At 64.7% G+C, this 20,596-nt stretch carries 17 protein-coding genes and 1 pseudogene; 12 read left to right on the forward strand and 6 right to left on the reverse strand.

The window, feature by feature from the left end:
- Window positions 1-133: 133 nt before the first annotated feature.
- On the reverse strand, window positions 134-445 hold the full coding sequence (locus M9978_RS07390; protein WP_254292360.1) for a hypothetical protein: 312 nt from the start codon (window positions 443-445) through the stop codon (window positions 134-136).
- Window positions 446-502: 57 nt separating this feature from the next.
- Between M9978_RS07390 and secA the strand changes: the two genes are divergently transcribed.
- Window positions 503-3,241: a preprotein translocase subunit SecA gene (secA, locus tag M9978_RS07395; protein ID WP_254292361.1), complete on the forward strand. Its 2,739-nt coding sequence runs from the start codon at window positions 503-505 to the stop codon at window positions 3,239-3,241.
- Window positions 3,242-3,329: 88 nt separating this feature from the next.
- On the opposite strand, the gene M9978_RS07400 is transcribed toward secA, so the two are convergent.
- Window positions 3,330-3,914, reverse strand: a complete 585-nt coding sequence (locus M9978_RS07400) for a CC0125/CC1285 family lipoprotein (RefSeq protein WP_254292362.1) — start codon at window positions 3,912-3,914, stop codon at window positions 3,330-3,332.
- Between the two features lie 106 nt (window positions 3,915-4,020).
- Here M9978_RS07400 and M9978_RS23290 point away from each other — a divergent pair, with 106 nt between their 5' ends.
- Both M9978_RS23290 and M9978_RS07405 read left to right on the forward strand, forming a co-directional pair.
- Window positions 4,021-4,506, forward strand: coding sequence for a type IV toxin-antitoxin system AbiEi family antitoxin domain-containing protein (locus tag M9978_RS23290; RefSeq protein WP_367305054.1), 486 nt, complete (start codon window positions 4,021-4,023; stop codon window positions 4,504-4,506).
- A gap of 722 nt (window positions 4,507-5,228) precedes the next feature.
- Window positions 5,229-6,171, forward strand: a pseudogene (locus M9978_RS07405) (integrase core domain-containing protein); the annotation flags it as partial.
- Between the two features lie 225 nt (window positions 6,172-6,396).
- Here the strand turns inward: M9978_RS07405 and rhaI are convergent.
- The 4 genes from rhaI to M9978_RS07425 are packed head-to-tail and all read right to left on the reverse strand — an operon-like array spanning window position 6,397 to window position 10,742.
- On the reverse strand, window positions 6,397-7,686 hold the full coding sequence (gene rhaI, locus M9978_RS07410) for an L-rhamnose catabolism isomerase (RefSeq protein ID WP_254292363.1): 1,290 nt from the start codon (window positions 7,684-7,686) through the stop codon (window positions 6,397-6,399).
- A complete protein-coding gene (locus M9978_RS07415; RefSeq protein ID WP_254292364.1) occupies window positions 7,683-8,108 on the reverse strand; it encodes an alpha/beta hydrolase in 426 nt (141 codons plus the stop codon). The genes rhaI and M9978_RS07415 overlap by 4 nt, the downstream gene beginning before the upstream one ends.
- Entirely contained in the window at window positions 8,015-8,611 is a 597-nt protein-coding gene (locus tag M9978_RS07420) for an alpha/beta hydrolase family protein (protein ID WP_254292365.1), read from the reverse strand. The genes M9978_RS07415 and M9978_RS07420 overlap by 94 nt, the downstream gene beginning before the upstream one ends.
- A gap of 19 nt (window positions 8,612-8,630) precedes the next feature.
- Entirely contained in the window at window positions 8,631-10,742 is a 2,112-nt protein-coding gene (locus tag M9978_RS07425; RefSeq protein ID WP_254292366.1) for a bifunctional rhamnulose-1-phosphate aldolase/short-chain dehydrogenase, read from the reverse strand.
- Window positions 10,743-10,867: 125 nt separating this feature from the next.
- Between M9978_RS07425 and M9978_RS07430 the strand changes: the two genes are divergently transcribed.
- The 9 genes from M9978_RS07430 to M9978_RS07470 all read left to right on the forward strand — a co-directional run bounded on the left by M9978_RS07430 (window position 10,868) and on the right by M9978_RS07470 (window position 20,573).
- Complete coding sequence (locus tag M9978_RS07430) at window positions 10,868-12,265, forward strand: FGGY-family carbohydrate kinase (protein WP_254292367.1); 1,398 nt, start codon at window positions 10,868-10,870, stop codon at window positions 12,263-12,265.
- On the forward strand, window positions 12,262-13,407 hold the full coding sequence (gene lldD, locus M9978_RS07435) for an FMN-dependent L-lactate dehydrogenase LldD (RefSeq protein WP_254292368.1): 1,146 nt from the start codon (window positions 12,262-12,264) through the stop codon (window positions 13,405-13,407). The genes M9978_RS07430 and lldD overlap by 4 nt, the downstream gene beginning before the upstream one ends.
- A 15-nt stretch (window positions 13,408-13,422) precedes the next feature.
- Entirely contained in the window at window positions 13,423-14,499 is a 1,077-nt protein-coding gene (rhaT, locus tag M9978_RS07440; protein ID WP_254292369.1) for an L-rhamnose/proton symporter RhaT, read from the forward strand.
- A 118-nt stretch (window positions 14,500-14,617) separates the two neighbouring features.
- A complete protein-coding gene (locus M9978_RS07445) occupies window positions 14,618-15,403 on the forward strand; it encodes a DeoR/GlpR family DNA-binding transcription regulator (RefSeq protein ID WP_254292370.1) in 786 nt (261 codons plus the stop codon).
- Window positions 15,404-15,530: 127 nt separating this feature from the next.
- Entirely contained in the window at window positions 15,531-16,412 is an 882-nt protein-coding gene (locus M9978_RS07450; RefSeq protein WP_436977172.1) for a LysR family transcriptional regulator, read from the forward strand.
- Window positions 16,413-16,515: 103 nt separating this feature from the next.
- The gene (locus tag M9978_RS07455; protein WP_254292372.1) at window positions 16,516-17,748 is read left to right on the forward strand and encodes an amidohydrolase family protein; all 1,233 of its coding nucleotides are present in this window, start codon (window positions 16,516-16,518) and stop codon (window positions 17,746-17,748) included.
- A gap of 16 nt (window positions 17,749-17,764) precedes the next feature.
- Complete coding sequence (locus tag M9978_RS07460; RefSeq protein ID WP_254292373.1) at window positions 17,765-19,264, forward strand: bifunctional 3-(3-hydroxy-phenyl)propionate/3-hydroxycinnamic acid hydroxylase; 1,500 nt, start codon at window positions 17,765-17,767, stop codon at window positions 19,262-19,264.
- Window positions 19,261-19,692 carry a GlcG/HbpS family heme-binding protein gene (locus M9978_RS07465; protein ID WP_254292374.1) on the forward strand — a complete coding sequence of 144 codons (432 nt, stop codon included), beginning with the start codon at window positions 19,261-19,263 and terminating at the stop codon, window positions 19,690-19,692. Before M9978_RS07460 ends, M9978_RS07465 begins: the two co-directional genes overlap by 4 nt.
- Complete coding sequence (locus M9978_RS07470) at window positions 19,689-20,573, forward strand: VOC family protein (protein ID WP_254292375.1); 885 nt, start codon at window positions 19,689-19,691, stop codon at window positions 20,571-20,573. The genes M9978_RS07465 and M9978_RS07470 overlap by 4 nt, the downstream gene beginning before the upstream one ends.
- The last annotated feature ends 23 nt before the right edge of the window (window positions 20,574-20,596 follow it).

Consider the following 20,596-nt stretch of genomic DNA (forward strand, 5'->3'; position numbering starts at 1 on the left):
CGATGCGCTGGACGTCCGGTCGATGAACTTCCGGTTTTGGGTTGGACGAACGGGGTCACACACCCTATGTCCACCACCTGCCCGCCGTTCAGCGGCGGGTAACGAGGGGCTGTTAACAGGCAATATCGTGCAATTATTGCTGTTCCTTTCCGCGCTTTTGGCGGGTCTCACCGGTGCTTTTGCCGGGGACCGTGCGGTGCGCGTGGGCGGGCAGCATGGTGAGGCGGCGATCACGCGCGCGGCCGAAACGGTGGCCGAAGCCACGGTTGCCGTTGCCGAATTCCGTGCCGTCGCGCCCGCTCTTGCCGGTATTCCCGCCATCGTCCGCGCCTTCGCGGTCCATGCTGCGCCGCCGGCGCTTCCCGTTCGTCTGACGACCGGCCGCCGGCTCGAATAGCCGCGCCTTGCCGTCCTGCGCGGGCGGCATCCATTTCGCGTCCAACACGTTTTGCGCCCGTGACGCGGGCGCGCACCCTGCAATTTCACACGACTGGAAACCCTTATGTTCGGCGGTTTGGCCAAATCCCTGTTCGGCTCGTCCAACGACCGATACGTCAAGAGCCTCGGGACGATCGTCCAGAAGATCGCGAGCTTCGAGCCCGCGCTTCAGGCGATGAGCGACGAGGAACTCGCGCAGCAGACCGTGAAGTTCCGCGAGCGGCTCGCCAATGGCGAGAAGATCGATTCGATCCTGCCCGAGGCGTTCGCCACGGTCCGCGAGGCCGGCGTGCGCGTGCTCGGCATGCGGCATTTCGACGTGCAGATGATTGGCGGCATCGTGCTCCATCGCGGCGAGATCGCCGAGATGCGAACGGGCGAAGGCAAGACGCTGGTGGCGACGCTCGCCACCTATCTCAACGCGCTGCCAGGGCAGGGCGTGCACGTCATCACCGTCAACGACTATCTCGCCCGCCGCGACGCCGAGTGGATGGGGCAGATCTACAAGTTCCTCGGCCTCACCGTCGGCGTGATCGTGCCCAACCTCGCCGATCACCAGCGCCGCGAGGCTTATGCCGCCGACATCACTTACGGCACGAACAACGAGTTCGGCTTCGACTATCTGCGCGACAACATGAAGTACGACCGCGCTTCGATGACGCAGCGGCCGTTCGCGATGGCGATCGTCGACGAGGTCGATTCGGTGCTGATCGACGAGGCGCGCACGCCGCTGATCATCTCCGGTCCGACCGACGACAAGAGCGAGCTCTATATCGGCGTCGACGCGATCGTGAAGCAGATCGAGGAGAGCCTGTACGAGAAGGACGAGAAGCAGAAGAGCGTCGTCCTGACCGAGGAGGGCACCGAGACGGTCGAGCGGATGCTCGAGAATGCCGGGCTGCTCAAGGGCAGCAACCTCTATGATTTCGAGAATACGCAGGTGGTGCACCACCTCAACCAGGCGCTGCAGGCCAATGTCATGCGCAAGCGCGACATCGACTACATCGTCAAGGACGGCAAGGTCATCATCATCGACGAGTTCACCGGCCGCATGATGGACGGCCGCCGCTGGTCGGACGGCCTGCACCAGGCGGTCGAAGCCAAGGAAGGCGTGACGATCGAGCCGGAGAACCAGACGCTCGCCTCGATCACCTTCCAGAACTATTTCCGCATGTATCCCAAGCTGTCGGGCATGACCGGCACCGCCGCGACCGAGGCGCCGGAATTCTTCGACATCTACAAGATGAACGTGGTCACGATCCCGACCAACGTGCCGGTGCAGCGGATCGACCAGGACGACGAATTCTACAAGACCGAGACCGACAAGTTCATCGCGATCGCGCGGACGATCAAGGAACATGCGGCCAATGGCCAGCCGGTGCTGGTCGGAACGGTTTCGATCGAGAAATCGGAGCGGCTGTCCGAATATCTCACCAAGGAAGGCGTCGATCACTCGGTCCTCAACGCCCGCCAGCACGAGAATGAAGCGCATATCGTGGCGCAGGCGGGCCGGCTCGGCGCGGTGACGATTGCCACCAACATGGCCGGCCGCGGCACCGACATCCAGCTTGGCGGCAATGTCGAGTTCCGGGTCAATGACGAGCTTTCCGACATGGCCGAAGGGCCGGAGCGCGATGCGGCGGTCGCCCAGATCAAGGCCGAAGTCGCCGCTGAGAAGGCCAAGGTGCTGGAAGCCGGCGGGCTGTTCGTGCTCGGGACCGAGCGCCACGAGAGCCGCCGCATCGACAACCAGCTGCGCGGCCGTTCGGGCCGTCAGGGCGATCCGGGCCTCTCACGCTTCTACCTCAGCCTCGACGACGATCTGCTGCGCATTTTCGGGCCGGACACGCTGTTCGCCAAGATGATGCGCAACAACATCGCCGATGGCGAGGCGATCGGCAGCAAGTGGCTGACCAAGGCGATCGAGACCGCGCAGAAGAAGGTCGAGGCGCGCAACTACGACATCCGCAAGCAGGTCGTCGAATATGATGACGTCATGAACGACCAGCGCAAGGTGGTGTACGAGCAGCGCGCCGACATCATGGACGCCGAAACCGTCGGCGACGTGGTCGAGGACATGCGCGCCGAGACCGTCAATGACGTGGTCGGCCAGTCGTGCCCGCCGGAAAGCTATCCCGAGCAATGGGATATCGAGGGCCTCAAGGAGCGCGCGCAGCAGTTGCTGGGCCTAGAAGCACCGGTCGAGCAATGGATCGCCGAGCAGGACGGCATCGAGCCGGAGGACGTCGAGAACAAGCTGCGCGAGCTCGCCGAGGCGAAGATCAAGGGCAAGTCCGAAGGGCTCGACCCCGAGACCTGGGTGCAGATCGAGAAGTCGATCCTGCTGCAGAATCTCGACCATCACTGGAAGGAGCATCTCGCGATGCTCGATGCGCTGCGTCAGGTCGTGCACCTGCGCGCCTATGCGCAGAAGACGCCGATCAACGAATATAAGCAGGAAGCGTTCGCGATGTTCGAGCGCATGCTGGCGAGCATTCGCGAGGATGTGACGCGGACTTTGGCCTGGGCCGAATTCCAGTTCCAGGCACCGCCTGAGCTGCCCGAGCTGCCCGATTTCCTGACCTCGCACATCGATCCGCTGACCGGGCTCGACAACAGCGCGGATTGGGACGCGGGTTCGGCCGGGCTGATCTCGAACGACCTGCCGCAGCTGCAGATTCCGCGCCCGTCGGGCGAGGAGCTGGGTGAGGACCCGGCGACATGGGAAGGCAAGGTCAGTCGCAATGCGCCGTGCCCGTGCGGGTCGGGATTGCGCTACAAGCAGTGCCACGGGCAGCTGTGACCCATTCCCTTCCCGCTAGCGGGAGGGGGGAATGACAAAGGGCCGCCCGGATCGCTCCGGGCGGCCCTTTTCGTTGGCGGTTAGGCGATCAGCGCGGGCGTGGCGGCGCGGCGATCGACGGGCCGAGATTGTCGAGCACTTCGCGCGCATTGAACGCGCGGACATTCTCGGGCTTGCGGCCGCGGCCGACGATCACCTCGGCGCTCGCCTCATAGCGATCTACCGTGCGAACATCGATGTCACGGTCCCAGAAGGGATCGCCATAGAACGGGCTCCATCCGCGCCAGCCCCAACGCGGGCTGTAATAGCGCCACGACGGCCCCCAATAGCCCCACGGACCGGAGCTGAACGGGCGATCGACATAGGTGCGCGTCTTCTTCTCGGTGTCGCGGTCCGACAGCACGAAATAGTCGAAGCCGCGCTCCACCGTCAGCTGGGCGGCGCGGTAGAGCAAATAGCGCTCGACCGTCTCACGCGAGGTGAGGCTGTTGCCAGCGAAAGTGACGCGGAACCGGTCCGCCTCGATCTGCTCGTCCCAATAGCCGGTGCGGTATTCGCCGCGGCCGGTGGCGGGCTGATAGGGGGTTGCGGTGGTGCACGCGGTCAGCGCGGACACCGACGCGAGCGCGAGGGCGGCCGCCACTGCCCGCGAACGGGACCTGGGGGTACGCATTGGAGTTCTCCTGACCATCTTCTGCGGCGAATCGTGCCGTTTATGTGGTTGTAACGAACAGCATAACGCAAATGTCCCTTTGCTGAACGGGGTGTCAGCAAGGGCGATGCCGCGCGGCGATGTGGAGAAAACTCGCTGGCTCCCTGAACACAATACACTTCGAAGTTTGCTGAGCTTCTCGTCGCATGAAGGCCGCGTCACCATCGCTCGCTACCGAGCTCTTCGGAACGTGCCTGATTCTTGGCTATACCGATATCGGTCGGCGGCTAGTGCGCTCGGAAGTGTACCGCGACCCGGTGCCCCGCTAAGACGTGCTTCGGCGGCTTTGGAGCGGGAAAGGCGTCCTTCGATACGGGATCGTGCAGTCGCATTAGCTAAAAGGCGCGGAGAGGTTCGCACCAAGGATTTCAGCAACATCAAAGTGCCAAGGTGCTACCTATCTCGCATGTGTGAGGAAGGATTGCTCGTCCGAGTGGGTCATGGTCGTTACCGACTGGGACCGGCACGGAGCAAGGAGCCTCCCGACTCGGAACAACCGATGAGTCAGGTAAGATCACACTTGGTGTCCGGGGATGGACAAGAGGGGAGGTGACACGGCCACTAAAATGAGAGATCCGCTGATTAAGAAGCTATGGGTTGTATAGCAAAAACAGAAACTTAACTGCGAACATGCTAAAGCTGCCGCACAATTTACGCCTGTATGATACAATGTACACCGATCCGTCCTGGCTCAATTGTGTGCACGACGTGACGAGGAAAATCTTTGACATGGGCGGGTTTTGTTACAGCTAAAGAAGGGTGTCCACACAGGGAATATGAACCTTACTGCTGTCCGATGCCGCGAATTGCCGCAAGGCTCTATCGACCCTGCCACACCGGCAGCCCGTGATCATCGGCTCAATCCAAGAACAATTCCAGCCATGGCAGGCGCCGCCCATTTTGCTGCGGCGCGGGCGCGCCATGTCCGCCTTTCTGGAAGACAAGTAATTCTGCCGGTACCTTGGCGCCGCGGGATCGCAGCGATAGGACGTCGCGGCGCAAGTCCCCAATGTGCGAGTGAGGCGATGGTCTTAGCCTCAAGCTCAGATCGGTGGGCAGGGCGGGGCGGGCGGCTCCTGCGCTGGCGCCGCCATTCGGCTCTGCGAGGCAGCAATCTGCGCTCCGGGCGGATCGTTTTGACCACCGCTTCTGGGACGTCTTTCGGTGCGCTCACGATACCGCGACATTCGGACCCGTCAGCCCCGCAAGCGAAAGCGGCTTTACGCGCACGTTTAAGGTTGCGCTGAAATACTCCATTTCAAGGATGGGCAGCTGGTGAACCAGCTTGAGGACGAGAACCGCAAGCTTAAGCAAGTGGTCGCGGATCTGAGCCGAGATAGGCATATCTCGCAGGATGTGCTGACAAAAAAATCTGGCGCCCGACGGCGGCGCGGGATCGCCGCGCACGCCCAGACGTCACACGGTGTCAGCAATCTGCGCGGCTGTTTGGCGCTCGGCACCGATGGCTCGTCGGTGCGCTTCTTGTCGCACAAGGCGCTGCGGCTGTGTATCCGGGATCTGGCGGCAAGTGGATGCGCTACGGCTAGTTCCGTCTCTACACACTGTTGCACCGGGAAGGCTGGCATGTGATCCATATGTGTGTCTACCGGCTCTACCGTAAGGATAGATTGAGCCTTCGGCTCAGGCGCCCTCGCCGCAGCGTCACCGCTACTGACCGCGAACGTCAGCCGGCGGCGACGGCCCGAACGAGTGTGGTCGATGGATTTCGTGCCCGACGCGCTGTCTGATGGGCGAAGCTTGCGGGTGGTGAAGGTTGTCGATGCGTTCACACGCGAAGCGCTTCCGGTCGACGTCGATCGGGGGATCAAGGGTGAGCAGATGGTCGCGGGGGCGGTACGGATCGCATCGTAACGCGGCGCGGCGCGGACGATCCGCGTAGATAACGGGCCGGAGTCATCTCGGAGGCGCCCAGCCGCCGGGCATACGAGGACGGTGTCACATGCGACTTTTCGCGGCCGGGCAAGTCGAGCGACAATGCATTCATGGGATCGTTCAATGGCAGGCTCGGGGAAGAGTGCCTTTACGCGCACTGGTTCCCGTCGCTGCCGACGCTCAGCCAAAATTGATGTCTGGCGGCAAGAATTATGATGAGAGCCATACTCATACGGCTCTCGGCTGGCTGACGTTAGCTGGATATACTGCATCCGCCGGTATTGATGCCGGCGCTTGCAGACCGAAAACTCGCATCATACCTTGACGAAAAACCGTTGACCTCAGAGATGTGCCGCAAGCATTGCATTTATAGCAGGACGTACTACGCGTGGAAGGCATGTATGGCGGTTGGAGGTATGGGAAGTGAAAAGCGCATGCCTTCTTCCCTTAGTACAGCCGAGCCGCTTTCGACTCCAGTCCGCCTCGACCGACAGCGAACCGCTATACTGGCAAAAGCAGCATCGTCTGTTGCTACCCTTAATGGCAGGCCTTAAACGATACCGGCGCCCAGACCTACGGCGGCACGCTCCTGCGCCTTACGCGCGCTGTATTGGCTGTAACGATAGGCGACAAGCGCGTCGTACGCGCCGCCTGCTTCGACGCGCGCCTTGGCGAGGATGGGCGCGACATCGACATTGTATGCGCGGCGTAGCGTCTGGAACGCTATCATGGTGTCATTGGCTTCCTGCGCGCCGTGCAGCGCGTCACGATCGACCAGCAGCGCCTTGGCATAACAGCTTGTGATCGCCTCGGCGGACGACAGCATGCTCTCGATCGGGTCGGTCACATTATGCGACTGATCGATCATATACGCCGGACGGAAGTCATCGCGCGGGTTCAGCTCGGCCTCGACCAGCTCGTTGAACACCAGGAACAGCTGATGGGGGTTGATCGAGCCTGAATCGAGGTCGTCATCGCCATATTTGCTGTCGTTGAAGTGGAAGCCGCCGAGCTTGCCGAAGCGATGAAGCCGGGCGACGATCTGCTCGATGTTCACGTTCGGGGCATGGTGGCCAAGATCGACCAAGCACTTGGCCTTGGGCCCGAGTTCCTGTGCGGCGAGGATTGACGAACCCCAGTCGGAGATCACCGTCGAGTAGAAGGCCGGCTCGAACATCTTGTGCTCGAGCAGCATGCGCCAGTCGTCGGGCAGCGCGGCATAGACTTGGCTCGCGGCCTCGAGATAGCGGTCGAGCTGCTTGCCCAGATCCTGCTGGCCGGGGAAGTTGGTGCCGTCGCCGACCCAGACGGTCAGGTCGGTCGATCCGATCGCCTGGCCGATCTCGATGCACTCGATGTTGTGCTCGATTGCCTGCTGCCGGGTCGCCTCGATCGTCGATGACAGCGATCCGGTCGAATAGCTCTGCGGCTGGCCGGGCTGATCCTGGAAGGTGTTCGAGTTCACCGCGTCGAAGGCAAGTCCCAGGCTGTCGGCCTCCTCGCGCAGTGCGCGATAGTCGCTGACCTTGTCCCATGGGAAGTGGGGCGACACGCGCGGGGTGACGCGGCTGAGTTGCTGGATGACCGCGCAATCCTCCAGCTTTTCGTGAATGTTGGTCGGCTCGCCCGCAATCGGGAACTTGGCGAAGCGCGTACCGCCTCGGCCAGCGCCCCAGCTCGGCACCGCGACGGAGAAGCCGGCGACGCGGTGCTTGATCGCGTCGATGTCGATGCCGCGTCGTTCCAGCTGCCGGCCAAGCGCCGCATAGTCCTCGTCGAGCGCCGCTGCATGCTGGTCGTTATGGTCGGCGATCAGGTCGCCGGAAATCGGAAGTGTCACTTTTGGTCCTTTCGCGAAGCGAAGCCTTGCATGGCAAGCCAGTTGCTGAATTGCCCGATCATGCCCATTGTCGTCGTACCCGGCTCGCCGGTGCCGAAGCCGTGGCCGCCGCGGCTGTACGCGTGAAGCTCCACGTCGCGCCTGGCCTTGCGCCATTGCTCGACCAGCGGGAACGCCACGGGTGGGAAGAATTCGTCGTCGAAGGTGATCGCATCGAACATCGGCGGCGCATCCGCCGGGACTTCGACGGCCGCCTGCGGGTCGTAGATATAGCCGATAAAGGCGGGTCGCTCGCCCGGCTTGGCGGTGAGCGTCGAGTTCAGGACCGTCATCGCGCCGGCCGAAAAGCCGATCGTGCCGACGCGGGCCGTATCGACGCCCCATTTGCCGGCATTCGCGCGGACCAGCTTGAGCGCGGCCACGCCGTCCTCCCGCTGGGCGGGATAGCGATCCTCGGCGTGCTGCCATCCGGCGACCGCGTGGCGGCGAGGCGGCTTCGGATAAAGGCTCGCGCCTCGCGCTCGTCGAGCGGCGTCGGGTTAAGCCAGTAGCGCAGGATAAAGGCAGTGTAGCCGCGATCGGCGAGCGCCTGGGCGACCTTGAGTCCCTCATGCTCCCAGGCGAGCATCATGAACGCGCCGCCCGGGGCCACGATCACCGCCGTGCCGTTAGCCTTGCCCGGAGCAGGGCGCACAGGCGTGATGGTGGGATAGCTGACATTGCGTACGCCTTTGCCGAGCGGGCCGAAATTGGCCCAGATCTCGGTCAACCGGCTGCCGGGATTGGCGCTGCCGTACAGCGGCAGCGTCCCGGTTTCCTGGGGTGCAGGGGCGGCGACGGGCAACGGTCGATCCACCGTCTGCGCCACCGTAGGCGCGACGGCGCAGCCTGTCAGCAGCGCCGCCAGCGTCAGATGTCCAGCCATTCCCACACCCTCTCCTGGATCAGCGGGTAAACGCCTGCGCGTTGCCCGCATCGACATTGATCATGTTGCCGGTCGATTTTGCCGACATGTCCGATGCGAAGAAATAGACCGCCTCCGCGATGTCCAGCGGTAGCACGTCGCGCTTGAGCATCGAGCGCTGGCGGTAATGTTCTTCGAGTTCCTTGCCCGAATCGATGCCGTGCGCTCCGGCGCGCTCCTTGCGCCAGTCGCCGTCCCAGATCTTCGAACCCTGGATCACCGCATCGGGATTGACCACGTTCACGCGGATTCCGGAGCCGGCGCCCTCCAGCGCCAGACAGCGGGCGAGATGGTTCGCTGCCGCCTTGGCCGAGGCATAGGCCGACGCGTTGGTCGCCGCGGCGACGCCGTTCTTCGACCCGATGAACACGATCGAGCTGCCGCCCTGCGCCTTCATCCGCTTCATCAGCGGCCATGCGGCACGCGCCGTCAGGAAATAGCCCTTGGCAAGCACGTCGTAATTCCTGTCCCACAACGCGATCGTGGTGTCCTCGATCGCCGCGGAGGAGGCGATACCGGCATTCGCGACCAGGATATCGAGTCCGCCGAACTCGCACGCACAGTCGTCGAATGCGGCCTGCACCTGCGCTTCGTCAGTCACGTCGCACACGCTGCCGCGCACCACGTCCTTGCCGAACTGCTTGGCGAAGCCGGCCCGCACCTGCTCCATCGCGCCGGCATCGCGATCGGCCAGCATGACGCAAGCGCCGTCGGCCAGCAGCCGCGCCGCCGTCGCCGCGCCGATCCCGCCGGCACCGCCGGTGACCAGCGCGATCTTGCCGACCAGCGGCTTTGGCTTGGGCATGCGCTGAAGCTTGGCTTCCTCGAGCAGCCAGTATTCGATGTCGAACGCTTCCTGCTCGTCGAGCGCGCTATAGTCGCCGATCGCCTCTGCACCGCGCATCACATTGATGGCATTGCCGTAGAATTCGCCCGCAAGCCGCGCGGTCGTCTTGTCGGTGGCGAAGGTGATGCGGCCGACGCCCGGCACCAGCACCACGACCGGATTGGAATCGCGCATCGCCGGCGAGTTGCCGCGCTTGCAGCGGTCATAATAGGCCGCATACATGTCGCGATAGCTCGACAGCTTTTCGGCCAGATAGGCGTCGTCCTGAAGGCGCGCCGGATCGAGCGTCAGCGGCGCGATCTTGGTGCGCAGGAAGTGATCCGGGCATGAGGTGCCAAGGTCGGCCAGCCGCTGGAAATCGTCCGAGCCGACGAACTCGAGCGCTTCGGCGTCGTCGGAGAAATGGCCGAGCTTGGTGCGCGCGCCGGTCATGAACCCGCGCAGGCGAGGCATCAGGTCGGCGGCGATTGCCGCGCGATCGGGGTTGGGCGCCACGGCCTGGCCACCAAATGCCGGCTTGCCCGCCAGCCTGTCGTTGAGATAGGTCGCGGCGTCGGCGATCAGCTGAACGGTGTGCTCGTAACAGGCCTTGGCCGTATCGGCCCAGCAGATGATGCCATGGCCGGCAAGCATGACGCCCTCGAGCCCCGGATTGGCCTTCACATAATCGCGCAGCTGCACGCCGAGCGTGTAGCCGGGCCGCTTCCACGGCAGCCAGCCGATCTTACCACCCCAGATCTCCCGCGTTGCGGCTTCGCCGCCCGACGAGGCCGCCAGCGCGATGATCGCATCGGGATGAACGTGATCGACATGCGCGAACGGCAGCAAGCTGTGCAGCGGCGTATCGATCGATGCCGCGCGTGGATTGAGGTTGAAGGTGCAGTGCGGCAGATAGCCGACCATCTTGTCGTCATCGTCCGGACCGCCATAATGCGCTTCCAGGCCGAGCAGCTTGGCCTGATACAGCGTCGAGAAGCCATCGAGCTTCATCGACCCGATGTCGCCGCCCGATCCCTTGACCCACAGTACTTCGGTCTGCTCGCCGGTCAGCGGGTCGGTCTCCACAATCTTGGCCGACGTGTTCCCGCCGCCGAAGTTGGTGACCGTGAGATCGGAACCGAGCAGATTGGAGCGATAGAGCAGCAACTCTTCGGGCCGCATCGCCGCCGCGGCGGCATCGTCCCAGCGGCTGACCGGAACCGCGAACAAGGTCGCAACGGCGGAAATCGAAGTCTGGACGTTCATGGCATCCCTTACGAATGATGGTCGGATCAAAACTGGACGAGTTGCGGCGTGACTAGCATTGCTACTGGAAATGATCAATAACGATTGCTAATGATCATTTGATGACAGGTTTTGGGGGAAGGTCGTTGGACGGCGTCTATATCGTGGTCGATCTTGGCAAGACGCTCAGCAAGGTGAGCCTCTGGACGCGCGACGGACGGATGGTCGAACGCCTGGTGCGGGCGACGACGGTGCAGGAAGAGCGCGGCATTCGCCGCCTCGATTCGTCGGGCATCGCGCAATGGCTGGTCGAGTCGCTGGCGCGTTTCGCGGCGCATCCGGTCGAAGCAATCATTCCGGTCGGGCATGGCGCCGGAGTCTGCGCATTCGTCGATGGCGCGCTCGCCTTCCCGCCGCTCGATTACGAGCAGCCGGTGCCGGATGCGGTCATGACCGCCTACCGCCGCGAACGCGACCCGTTCGCCATTGCCGGCTCTCCGGCGCTCCCCGACGGTCTCAATATCGGTTCCCAGCTCTACTGGCTCGAATCGCTTTATCCGGACGAGATGGCGCGTGCGACGTTGCTGCCCTGGGTACAATATTGGGCGTGGTTCCTCAGCGGGACCGCAGTCAGCGAAGTGACCAGCCTGGGGTGTCATAGCGATCTGTGGGATCCGGCGAACGCGCGGTTCGCGCCGATGGCGGAACGGCTGGGATGGGCGAAACGCTTCGCCCCGCTGATCGGTGCCGGTGACGAAGTCGGCACGCTGCGTCTCGACCTTGCCGCGCGCACCGGCCTGTCGCCGGACGTCCGCATCCTGGCCGGTCTGCACGATTCGAACGCGGCGCTGCTGGCGGCGCGCGGCTTTGCGGAAATTGCCCGCAATGAAGCGACGGTCCTGTCGACCGGAACCTGGTTTGTCGCGATGCGCCTGCCGGCGCAGCCGGTCGATGTTGCGGCGCTGCCGGAAGCGCGCGATTGCCTCGTCAACGTCGATGCCTATGGCAAGCCGGTGCCGTCGGCGCGGTTCATGGGTGGCCGCGAGATCGAGGCGCTGATCGAACTTGATACACGGCGCGTCGATATCGAACCCGACCAGCCGGCATTGCTGGCCGCCGTCGATGGCGTGATCGCTAGTTCGACGATGATCCTGCCGACCCTGGCACCCGGCTTCGGTCCGTTCGCGTCGGGATCATTTCAATGGGTCAACCGACCGGACGGCTGGTATGCGCGCCGCGCCGCCGCGTGCCTCTATGCGGCGCTGGTCGCCGATGTCTCGCTCGAACTGATCGGGGCGCAGGAGCGAATTCTGGTCGAAGGGCGATTCGCCGAGGCGGAAGTGTTCGTGCGTGCGCTCGCCGCGCTGCGCCCGGACACGCGGGTGTTCACCGCCAATGCGCACAACGACGTTTCGTTCGGGGCATTGCGGCTGATCGATCCGGCGCTGCGGCCCCAGGGAACGCTGTCCGCCGTCGTGCCGCTCGAGGCCGACCTCCACCGCTATCGCAGCGACTGGTTGGCACAGATGGCGGTGCCAGCGTGATCGCCGCCAGCGTCACCGACTATCGTGAACTGGCGCGCCGGCGGCTGCCGCGCTTCCTGTTCGACTATATCGACGGCGGTTCCTATGCCGAAGTCACGTTGCGGCGGAACATCGCCGATCTCGAACAGGTGGCGTTGCGGCAGCGCGTTTTGAACGATGTCGCCAGGCTAGATCTGTCGACCGAATTGTTCGGCCAGCGCATGGCATTGCCGGTGGCGCTGGCCCCGATCGGTCTGGCCGGCATGAACGCGCGGCGCGGCGAAACGCAGGCGGTTCGCGCGGCGAACGCAGCGAATATCCCGTTCACGCTTTCGACCGTATCGGCATGCGCCCTGGATGAGGTCGCGCGCGCTGCCACCGCGCCGTTCTGGTTCCAGCTCTACATGATCCGCGATCGCGGGCTCATGCGCGAGCTGCTGGCGGAAGCGGCGCAGGCCGGCTGTTCCGCGCTGGTGTTCACGGTGGACATGCCGGTGCCGGGCACTCGGTATCGCGACTATCATTCGGGGCTGGCCGGCGCGCCGGGCATCGCCGGTGCGATGCGCCGCGCGTGGCAGGGTGCGATGAAGCCGCACTGGGCGTGGGATGTCGGCGTGCGTGGACGGCCGCATGCGCTGGGCAATGTCACCCGCGTGCTTCTGGGGCGCACCGGGATCGAGGATTTCTTCGCGTGGATGCGCAACAATTTCGATCCCTCGATCCAGTGGCGCGACCTCGACTTCATTCGCAGCGAGTGGCGCGGGCCGCTGATCATCAAGGGTGTGCTCGATCCGGTCGACGCCAGCCGCGCGGCCGACCTCGGCGCCGATGGCATCGTCGTCTCCAATCATGGCGGCCGGCAGCTGGACGGCGTCTTGTCGACTGCGCGCGCCTTGCCGCCGATCGCCGATGCGGTGGGCGGACGACTGACCGTGCTGGCCGATGGCGGGATCCGGTCGGGGCTGGACGTGGTGCGCATGCTGGCGCTGGGTGCCGACGGCGTGCTGCTCGGCCGTGCCTGGGCCTATGCGCTGGCGGCGCGTGGCGAGGCCGGAGTCACGCACATGCTCAAGCTGATCGAAGCGGAGATGCGGGTGGCGATGTCGCTGACCGGAACCACCTCGATCAAGGACATCAATTCGACGATTCTGGCACAAACATAAGGATAGGGCGACGGTATGACAGGCGGCAATCCGGCGCTGGGCGTCGTGTTTCACTGGATCGGGGGGTTCTGCTCGGCCAGCTTCTATGTTCCGTACAAGCGCATCAAGCTGTGGTCGTGGGAGATCTTCTGGCTGACCGGCGGCATCTTCTCGTGGCTGATCGCGCCGTGGATCTTTGCGTCGCTAAATACCAACAACCTGCTCGGCGTACTGGCGGCGACGCCTGGCGACACGCTGTTCTGGTGCTGGTTCTGGGGGGCGATGTGGGGCTTTGGCGGGCTGACCTTCGGGTTGACCATGCGCTATCTCGGCCTCTCGCTCGGCATGGCCGTGGCGCTGGGCCTCACCACTGTCATCGGCACACTCGGGCCGCCGATCTTTCGCGGCACGATCGGCGAAATCGCCTCGACCGGCAGCGGTCAGATCACCTTGCTCGGCATCGTCATCACGCTGATCGGGATCGTCGTGGTCGCGCGCGCAGGCAGCGCCAAGGAGGCCGATCTGGCAGGCGGGAAATCGGAGGGGGTCGCAGAGTTCAATCTGCGCAAGGGCCTGCTCATCGCGATCTTTTCGGGTGTGATGTCCGGTTGCTTTGCCTGGGGGCTCGACGCGGGGCAGCCGATCCGCGACCTGACCCTCGCGGCCGGGACCGGTGTGCTGAGCCAGGGCCTGCCGGTCCTGTGCGTGGTGCTGCTGGGTGGCCTCACCACCAATCTGATCTGGTGCACCTATCTGATCGTCCGCAATCGCAGCGCGGGCGAATTCGTCGGCCGCGTGCGGGGCGACGCGGCGGACCATCCCCGCGCGCCGCTGCTCGTCAACTATCTGCTCGCCGCGCTGGGCGGAACCCTGTGGTACTGCCAGTTCTTCTTCTACACGATGGGCGAGAGCCAGATGGGACGTTTCGGCTTTTCGTCCTGGACGCTGCATATGGCGAGCATCATCCTGTTCTCCACGCTGTGGGGCTTCGCGCTCAAGGAGTGGAAGGACGCAAGCGGTCGCACCCGGTGGCTGGTCTGTAGCGGGATCACGATGCTGGTCGGCGCCACGGTGGTGATCGGCGTGGGCAACATGCTGGCGGCAGGATCCTGACCGGGACGCAGTCGCTGGCCCGCCCGGATGCGACCCGTTGCGTTCGGGCGGGGGCTCTGGAAGACGGATGGGCGATGGCGCTTCCCATCTCTGGCGCCGATCTAATTGAGGAAACGCGATGCATTCGTCCGAGCGCGAGCGATTGATCCTGGACAGCGTCGCGGACGCAGGCTTTGTCGCCTACCGGCAGTTGGAGGAACGGCTGAACGCATCGCCGGCCACGATCCGGCGCGACCTTGCCCGGCTCGAGCGGCTGGGACGGCTGGAACGGGTGCATGGCGGTGCGCGCAGCGTGGTCATCGCGCCGACGATCTCGGGCCCGCTTCACCTTGCCGGTACGCCGTTCGACGAAGCGCTGCAGCAGCACCTGCCGCAGAAGCGCGCGATCGGCCGCGCTGCCGCTGGGCTGTGCCGGCGCGGCGAAGGGGTGATGATCGATGGCGGCACCACGACCTTTCAGATGTGCGCGCACCTCGACGGGCTTGAGCTGCAGGTGCTCACCAGCTCGCTGAACATCGTCAATGCCTTGCTGCCGCAAGCGGCGACCCGGCTGCTCGTGCCCTCCGGCGCGCTGTTCCGCGAACAGAACATCATCCTTGCCCCGGCTGGCGAGGAAAGCATGCCGCGGTTCCATGCGCCCAAGCTGTTCATGGGGGCGGCGGCGGTTGGTGCGCAGGGCATCATGCAGGCGGATATCATCCTGGTCGCGAACGAGCGACGGTTCGTCGATCGCGCCGAAGAGGTCATCATCCTGGTTGACAGCTCGAAATTCATCGCCTCTTCGGGCGCGGTGGTCTGCGGTCTGGAGGAGATCGATACGCTGATCACCGATTCCGGGATCGCCGATGCACAAGCGGCGATGGTCGAACGCGCCGGGGTCAAGCTGGTGGTGGTCGATCCCTGAAACTTGCCGGCGGGGTCGAAGGCGCCGGGGCGCCCCGGACATGGTCAAGCCTCTGATCGCTGCTTGGACAGCTGGGCCTTTCGCTCTAAAACCATGCCATTCCGACGCTCAAGTTCACGAGACCCGCTTGCTCGACCCGCGCGCACTCCGGACCTTCCTTGCGGTCTGCCGAGCCAATTCGATCAGCGGCGGGGCGAGGCTGCTCAACATCTCTCAACCCTCGGTTTCGAGTGCGATCGCCCAGCTCGAGCAATCGGTCGATGCCCATCTGTTCGATCGCTCGCGCAGCGGCATCACGCTGACCGCCGAGGGGCGGGTGCTGCTGCAACGCGCCGAAGCGATGGACAATCTGTTGTCCGGCGCGCGCGAGGAGCTGCGGCTGACGCAACAGGGCATCAGCGGGCCGCTTTTCGTCGGCGGGACGCCCGGCGCGCTCGTCAGCCTGTTGCCGGCGGCGGCGGCGCGACTGGAGAATTCGATCGGCGAGTTCTCGCTTCACGTGCTGGAGCGAGCGGACGCGCAACTGGCGACGATGCTGCGCAACGGCAAGATCGAGCTCGCTTTTGTCACGACCGGAATCGAACCGCCGCCGCCCGATCTGGAGGAGATCACCTATTCGCGCGAACCGTTTGCGCTGATCGTCGGTCGCGGCAACGATCATCTGCCTGCCCGGCTTTCGCTGAGAGACATGCAAGACATGCAATGGGTGCTGCCCGAGGCGACCGGCGCATTTAGGCGACAGGTTGATGCGCTGTTCATGTCCGCCGACGTGGCACTACCCGAGAACGCCATTCGCTGTGACTCGCTGCTGACGACCAAAGCCATCGTCCGCGGGGGCCGGCGAGTGACGATCCTCCCGGAAAAAGTGGCTTCCGCCGAACTTTCCATCGGCGTGCTGCGCGCAATCCAGCTGGAAGATGCGCGGGTCCAGCGCAGCGTTGGAATCCGAAAGCTGCGGCATGGGCGCTTGTCAGGCCTCGGCGGCAAGCTGCTGGAGGCGCTTGGCTGACGTCATCCATAGGCACTGCCTATGATATTGCCAAAAACCAATATTATTTCTTTCCGATGAAGCGGCCTAACAGCGGCCCGGCAGCAGAGATCGGGAGAGGGTTGTGCGTCAGGCTATTGTCAACGCCGCTATATTTGACGGCACCGGTGCTGCACCGTTCGAGGGCACCGTCATCGTCGAGGACGGTGTTATCACCGATGTCCGGCACGAAGCTCACGCATCGGATCTGGCTGCCGACGAAATCATCGACGCACGCGGACTGACGCTGATGCCCGGCATGGTCGATGCGCACACGCATCTGACCTGGGGCAGTTCGGTCGAGAAGATCTATCACCAGTTCATCCTTCCGCCGGAAGAACTGAAGGTCGCGGCGTGGCGCAATGCGCGCGTGCTGCTCGACCATGGCTTCACCAGCCTCTATTCGGCCGGCGCGCTGGGGGATCACATCGAACCGGAACTCGCGCGCGCGATCGCGTCGGGCGAAGCGGTCGGGCCGCGCATGGTGCCCTCCACGCTGGAGCGCAGCCCGGAGGGTGCCGAGGGGGTCGATACCGGCGACGTGTTCAATGGCCGCGGACCGGACGCGATGCGCGCGTTCGTCGCCTATTGCGCGGCAGAGGGCGTCAAATCGCTGAAGCTGGTCATCTCGGGCGAGGATGCGCTCAAGCCCGGATCGTCGGGCGACATCCTGTACACCGACGAAGAGATGCTGGCAGTTCGCGAGGCGGCGCGCGAGCATGGCCTGTGGATCGCCACGCACGCCTATACGCGCCAGGCAATCGAACTCGCGCTCGAAGCCGGTGCGCGCATTCTCTATCACTGTTCCTTCGCTGACGATGAAGCGGTCGAGGCGATGGCGCAAAGGAAGGACGAGATCTTCTATGCGCCCGGTCCCGGTGTTTCGGTCGCTGCACTCGAAGCTTCGCCGCCGCCGCACATCGATATGGGTGCGATGAAGGTGAGCGCGGCCGAGCGCCTCGAGCTTGAGCGCGCGCTGGTGCCCAAGCTGAAGGCGCGCGGGGTACGGGTGCTGCCCGGCGGCGATTATGGGTTCCCGTTCAATCCGCACGGCCGCAATGCCCGGGATCTGGCGCATTTCGTGGACTATTATGGCTTCACACCGGCCGAAGCGCTCAGCGCCGCGACGATGCTGGGCGGCCAGTTGATGGGCGAGCAGGTGGGGCAGGTGAAAACCGGCTATCTTGCCGATCTGTTGCTGATCGACGGCGATCCCACGCGGGACGTGCGGGTCCTACAGGACCCGGACCGGATCAGGATGATCATGCTGGGCGGGAAGCTTCACAAGTCGCCGCTCAACCACCCCGTCGCAGTTTGAACAAAAGCTGGATTTGATGTTCGACGTTGCGATCATCGGCTGCGGGCCGGTCGGGGCCATGGCCGCCCATCTCCTAGGCAAGGCGGGGCTGTCGGTCTGCGTGATCGAGCGCGAGGCGGCTCCATATCCGCTGCCGCGTGCCGTCCATCTCGATCACGAGATGATGCGGCTGTTCCAGTCGGCCGGCGTGATCGGCCAGGTGGCGGGCGACATGCGCGATACCGAGGGGCATCTGCATGTCGGGGCCGATGGCGGCGTCATCCGCTATATGGGCACGGTCGGCCGGGAGCGTCCGTTCAGCTGGTCCAACGACTATTTCTTCTATCAGCCCGAGCTCGAGGCGCATTTGCGGCTGGCGCTGGACGGATTGCCTAATGTGGACGTCCGCCTTGGCGTGGGCTTCGAAGGGCTCGTGCAGGACGCCGATGGAGTCACGCTTGAGCTGTCCGATGGCACTACGCAACGCGCCCGCTATGTCGTCGCCTGCGATGGCGCGCGTAGCGCGGTGCGCAAGGCGCTGGGCATCCGGCTCGACGATCTCGATTTCGAGGAACCGTGGCTGGTCGTCGATGCCGAGGTCGATGGCGAAGTCCGGTTCCCGGCGTTGACCGGCGTTCCCGAAGCTGCCGATCTGCAGAAGCTGTCGGTGATGATGTGCGATCCCAAGCGGCCCGCGACGATCGTGCCGGGCCGGGGCAATCACCGGCGCTGGGAGTTCATGCTGCTGCCGGGCGAGGACGACGAGGCGATGATGGCGCCCGAAGCGGTCGCCGCGCTGGTCGAGCCCTATCTCGCTGGCGTGCCGCACAAGGTAGTGCGCGCGGCGACGTATCGCTTCCACGGGTTGATCGCAGAGCAGTGGCGCAAGGACCGCGTGCTGCTGGCCGGGGACGCGGCACATCAGACGCCGCCATTCTTTGGCCAGGGCATGTGCCATGGCATGCGCGACGTGGCCAACATCGCCTGGAAACTGGCGCTCGTGATCCGCCGACAGGCACCGGCGACGCTGCTCGACAGCTATCAGGTCGAGCGCGATCCGCACGTTCGCGCGGTCATCTCCGCTGCCGTCGAAGCCGGGCGCTATATCTGCATGCTGGATCCTGACGCGGCGAGCGCGCGGGATGCCGCGATGCGCGAAGCGGCGAAGTCCGCGCGTCATGGTACGGCGGCCGACCTCATTCCGGCGATCAAGGACGGCATCGTCGCGCAGGGCACACGCGGCGCTGGCGAGCGATTCATTCAGCCGCGCGTAGGCGGGCGGTTGCTCGATGATGTGACGGGTGGCGGCTGGCGGTTGTTCAGTCGGACGCCGTTCGCGGCGCAGGACGTTGCGACGTTCGACGTCTCCGCGCTTGACGATGGCGGCATGCTGGCGCGGTGGCTCGACGATCATCACGCGGAGGCGGTGCTCGTCCGCCCCGACCATTATGTTTTCGGCACCGGCACGCCGGTGGACCTCCTGGCGTTGCAGCGCACGCTGCTCGCCGAACAAGTCACGCGGGAGAAAGCGGCATGAACATCACGCTTCACCAGGCGCAACGCGTCATCGACGCCGCGCTCAAACAGGCGCGCGCGGACGGGGCACAGCCGCTGGCGGTCGTCGTGCTCGACTCGGGCGGACATGTCGTTGCATCGGCGCGCGAGGATCATGCCAGCCTGTTTCGCCACGAGATCGCGCACGCCAAGGCGATGGGCGCATTGGGCATGGGCGCGGACACGCGGACGATCGCCGGACGCGCCGTCGGCAATGCGAGCTTCTACCAGAGCCTGACGGCGGCCGTTGGCGGGCAGATCGCCTTTTCGCCCGGCGGCGTGCTGATCCGCGATGCGGACGGGCTGTTGATCGGCGCCGTCGGGATCAGTGGCGATACCGGCGACTGCGACGAAGTATGCGCCATCGCCGGGATTGTCGCGGCCGGTCTTCTCCATGGAGCCAAGGCATGAAATTGCGGAGCATCGAACTGGCGTTGCCGAATGCGGCGGAGGCCGCAGCCTTCCTGACCGATGTCTGGGGCATGGCATTGGCCGAGACGCGCGATCGGACCATCTATCTGCGTGGGTCCGGCACGTTCCCCTATCTGCTGGCGCTGGCGGAATCGCCGGACGGCTATGTGCGATCGACGACGTTCACCTGCACGCCCGACCGGCTCGATCAGCTCAAGCATGGGGTTGCGGCGGCTGGTCTTCCGGCGACACCGACCGTTTCGCAGGATCCGGGCGGCGGGCACGGCATCGTCGTCGAACTGGCCGAAGGCGAACTGCTTCGCTTTCTTGCCGACACGAGCGAAGTCGAGCCGATCGAAGGCGCTGACCTGCCGGTCAAGCTGACCCATATCGTGTTCAACAGCGCCGACGCCGAATCGACCGGCACGCTGGTCGAGGCGGCATTGGGCTTTCGCGTCTCCGACCGCACCAAAGGCATGGTGTTCGTGCGCTGCAACGAATCGCACCACAGCACGGCCTTTGCGCGGGCGGGCTTTGCCAGCCTCAACCATATCGCGTTCGAAATGGCTGACATGGATGCGGTGATGCGCGGCATCGGCCGCCTGCGCGACCATGGGCTGGTGCCGGCTTGGGGGCCGGGGCGGCACGGCCCGGGTGCGAACGTCTTCGCCTATTTCATCGCGCCGTTCGGGCCGGTGATCGAGTTTTCCACGGCGGTGGAGAAGGTGCCGGACGACTATCAGGCCGGTGCGCCGGAAGACTGGACCTGGCCCGAGGGGCGGATCGATCAATGGGGCATGTCGGACAAGGATTTCGATGGCCTGCGCGAGGCGGAAGCGCGGTTTCGTCACCGTCGCGAGTGGGAACCCGCCCCGCTTTAACCATGCGGCGCACGCCCTCGCCA

The organism is Sphingomonas tagetis, assembly GCF_024211275.1.
Classification (GTDB): domain Bacteria; phylum Pseudomonadota; class Alphaproteobacteria; order Sphingomonadales; family Sphingomonadaceae; genus Sphingomonas; species Sphingomonas tagetis.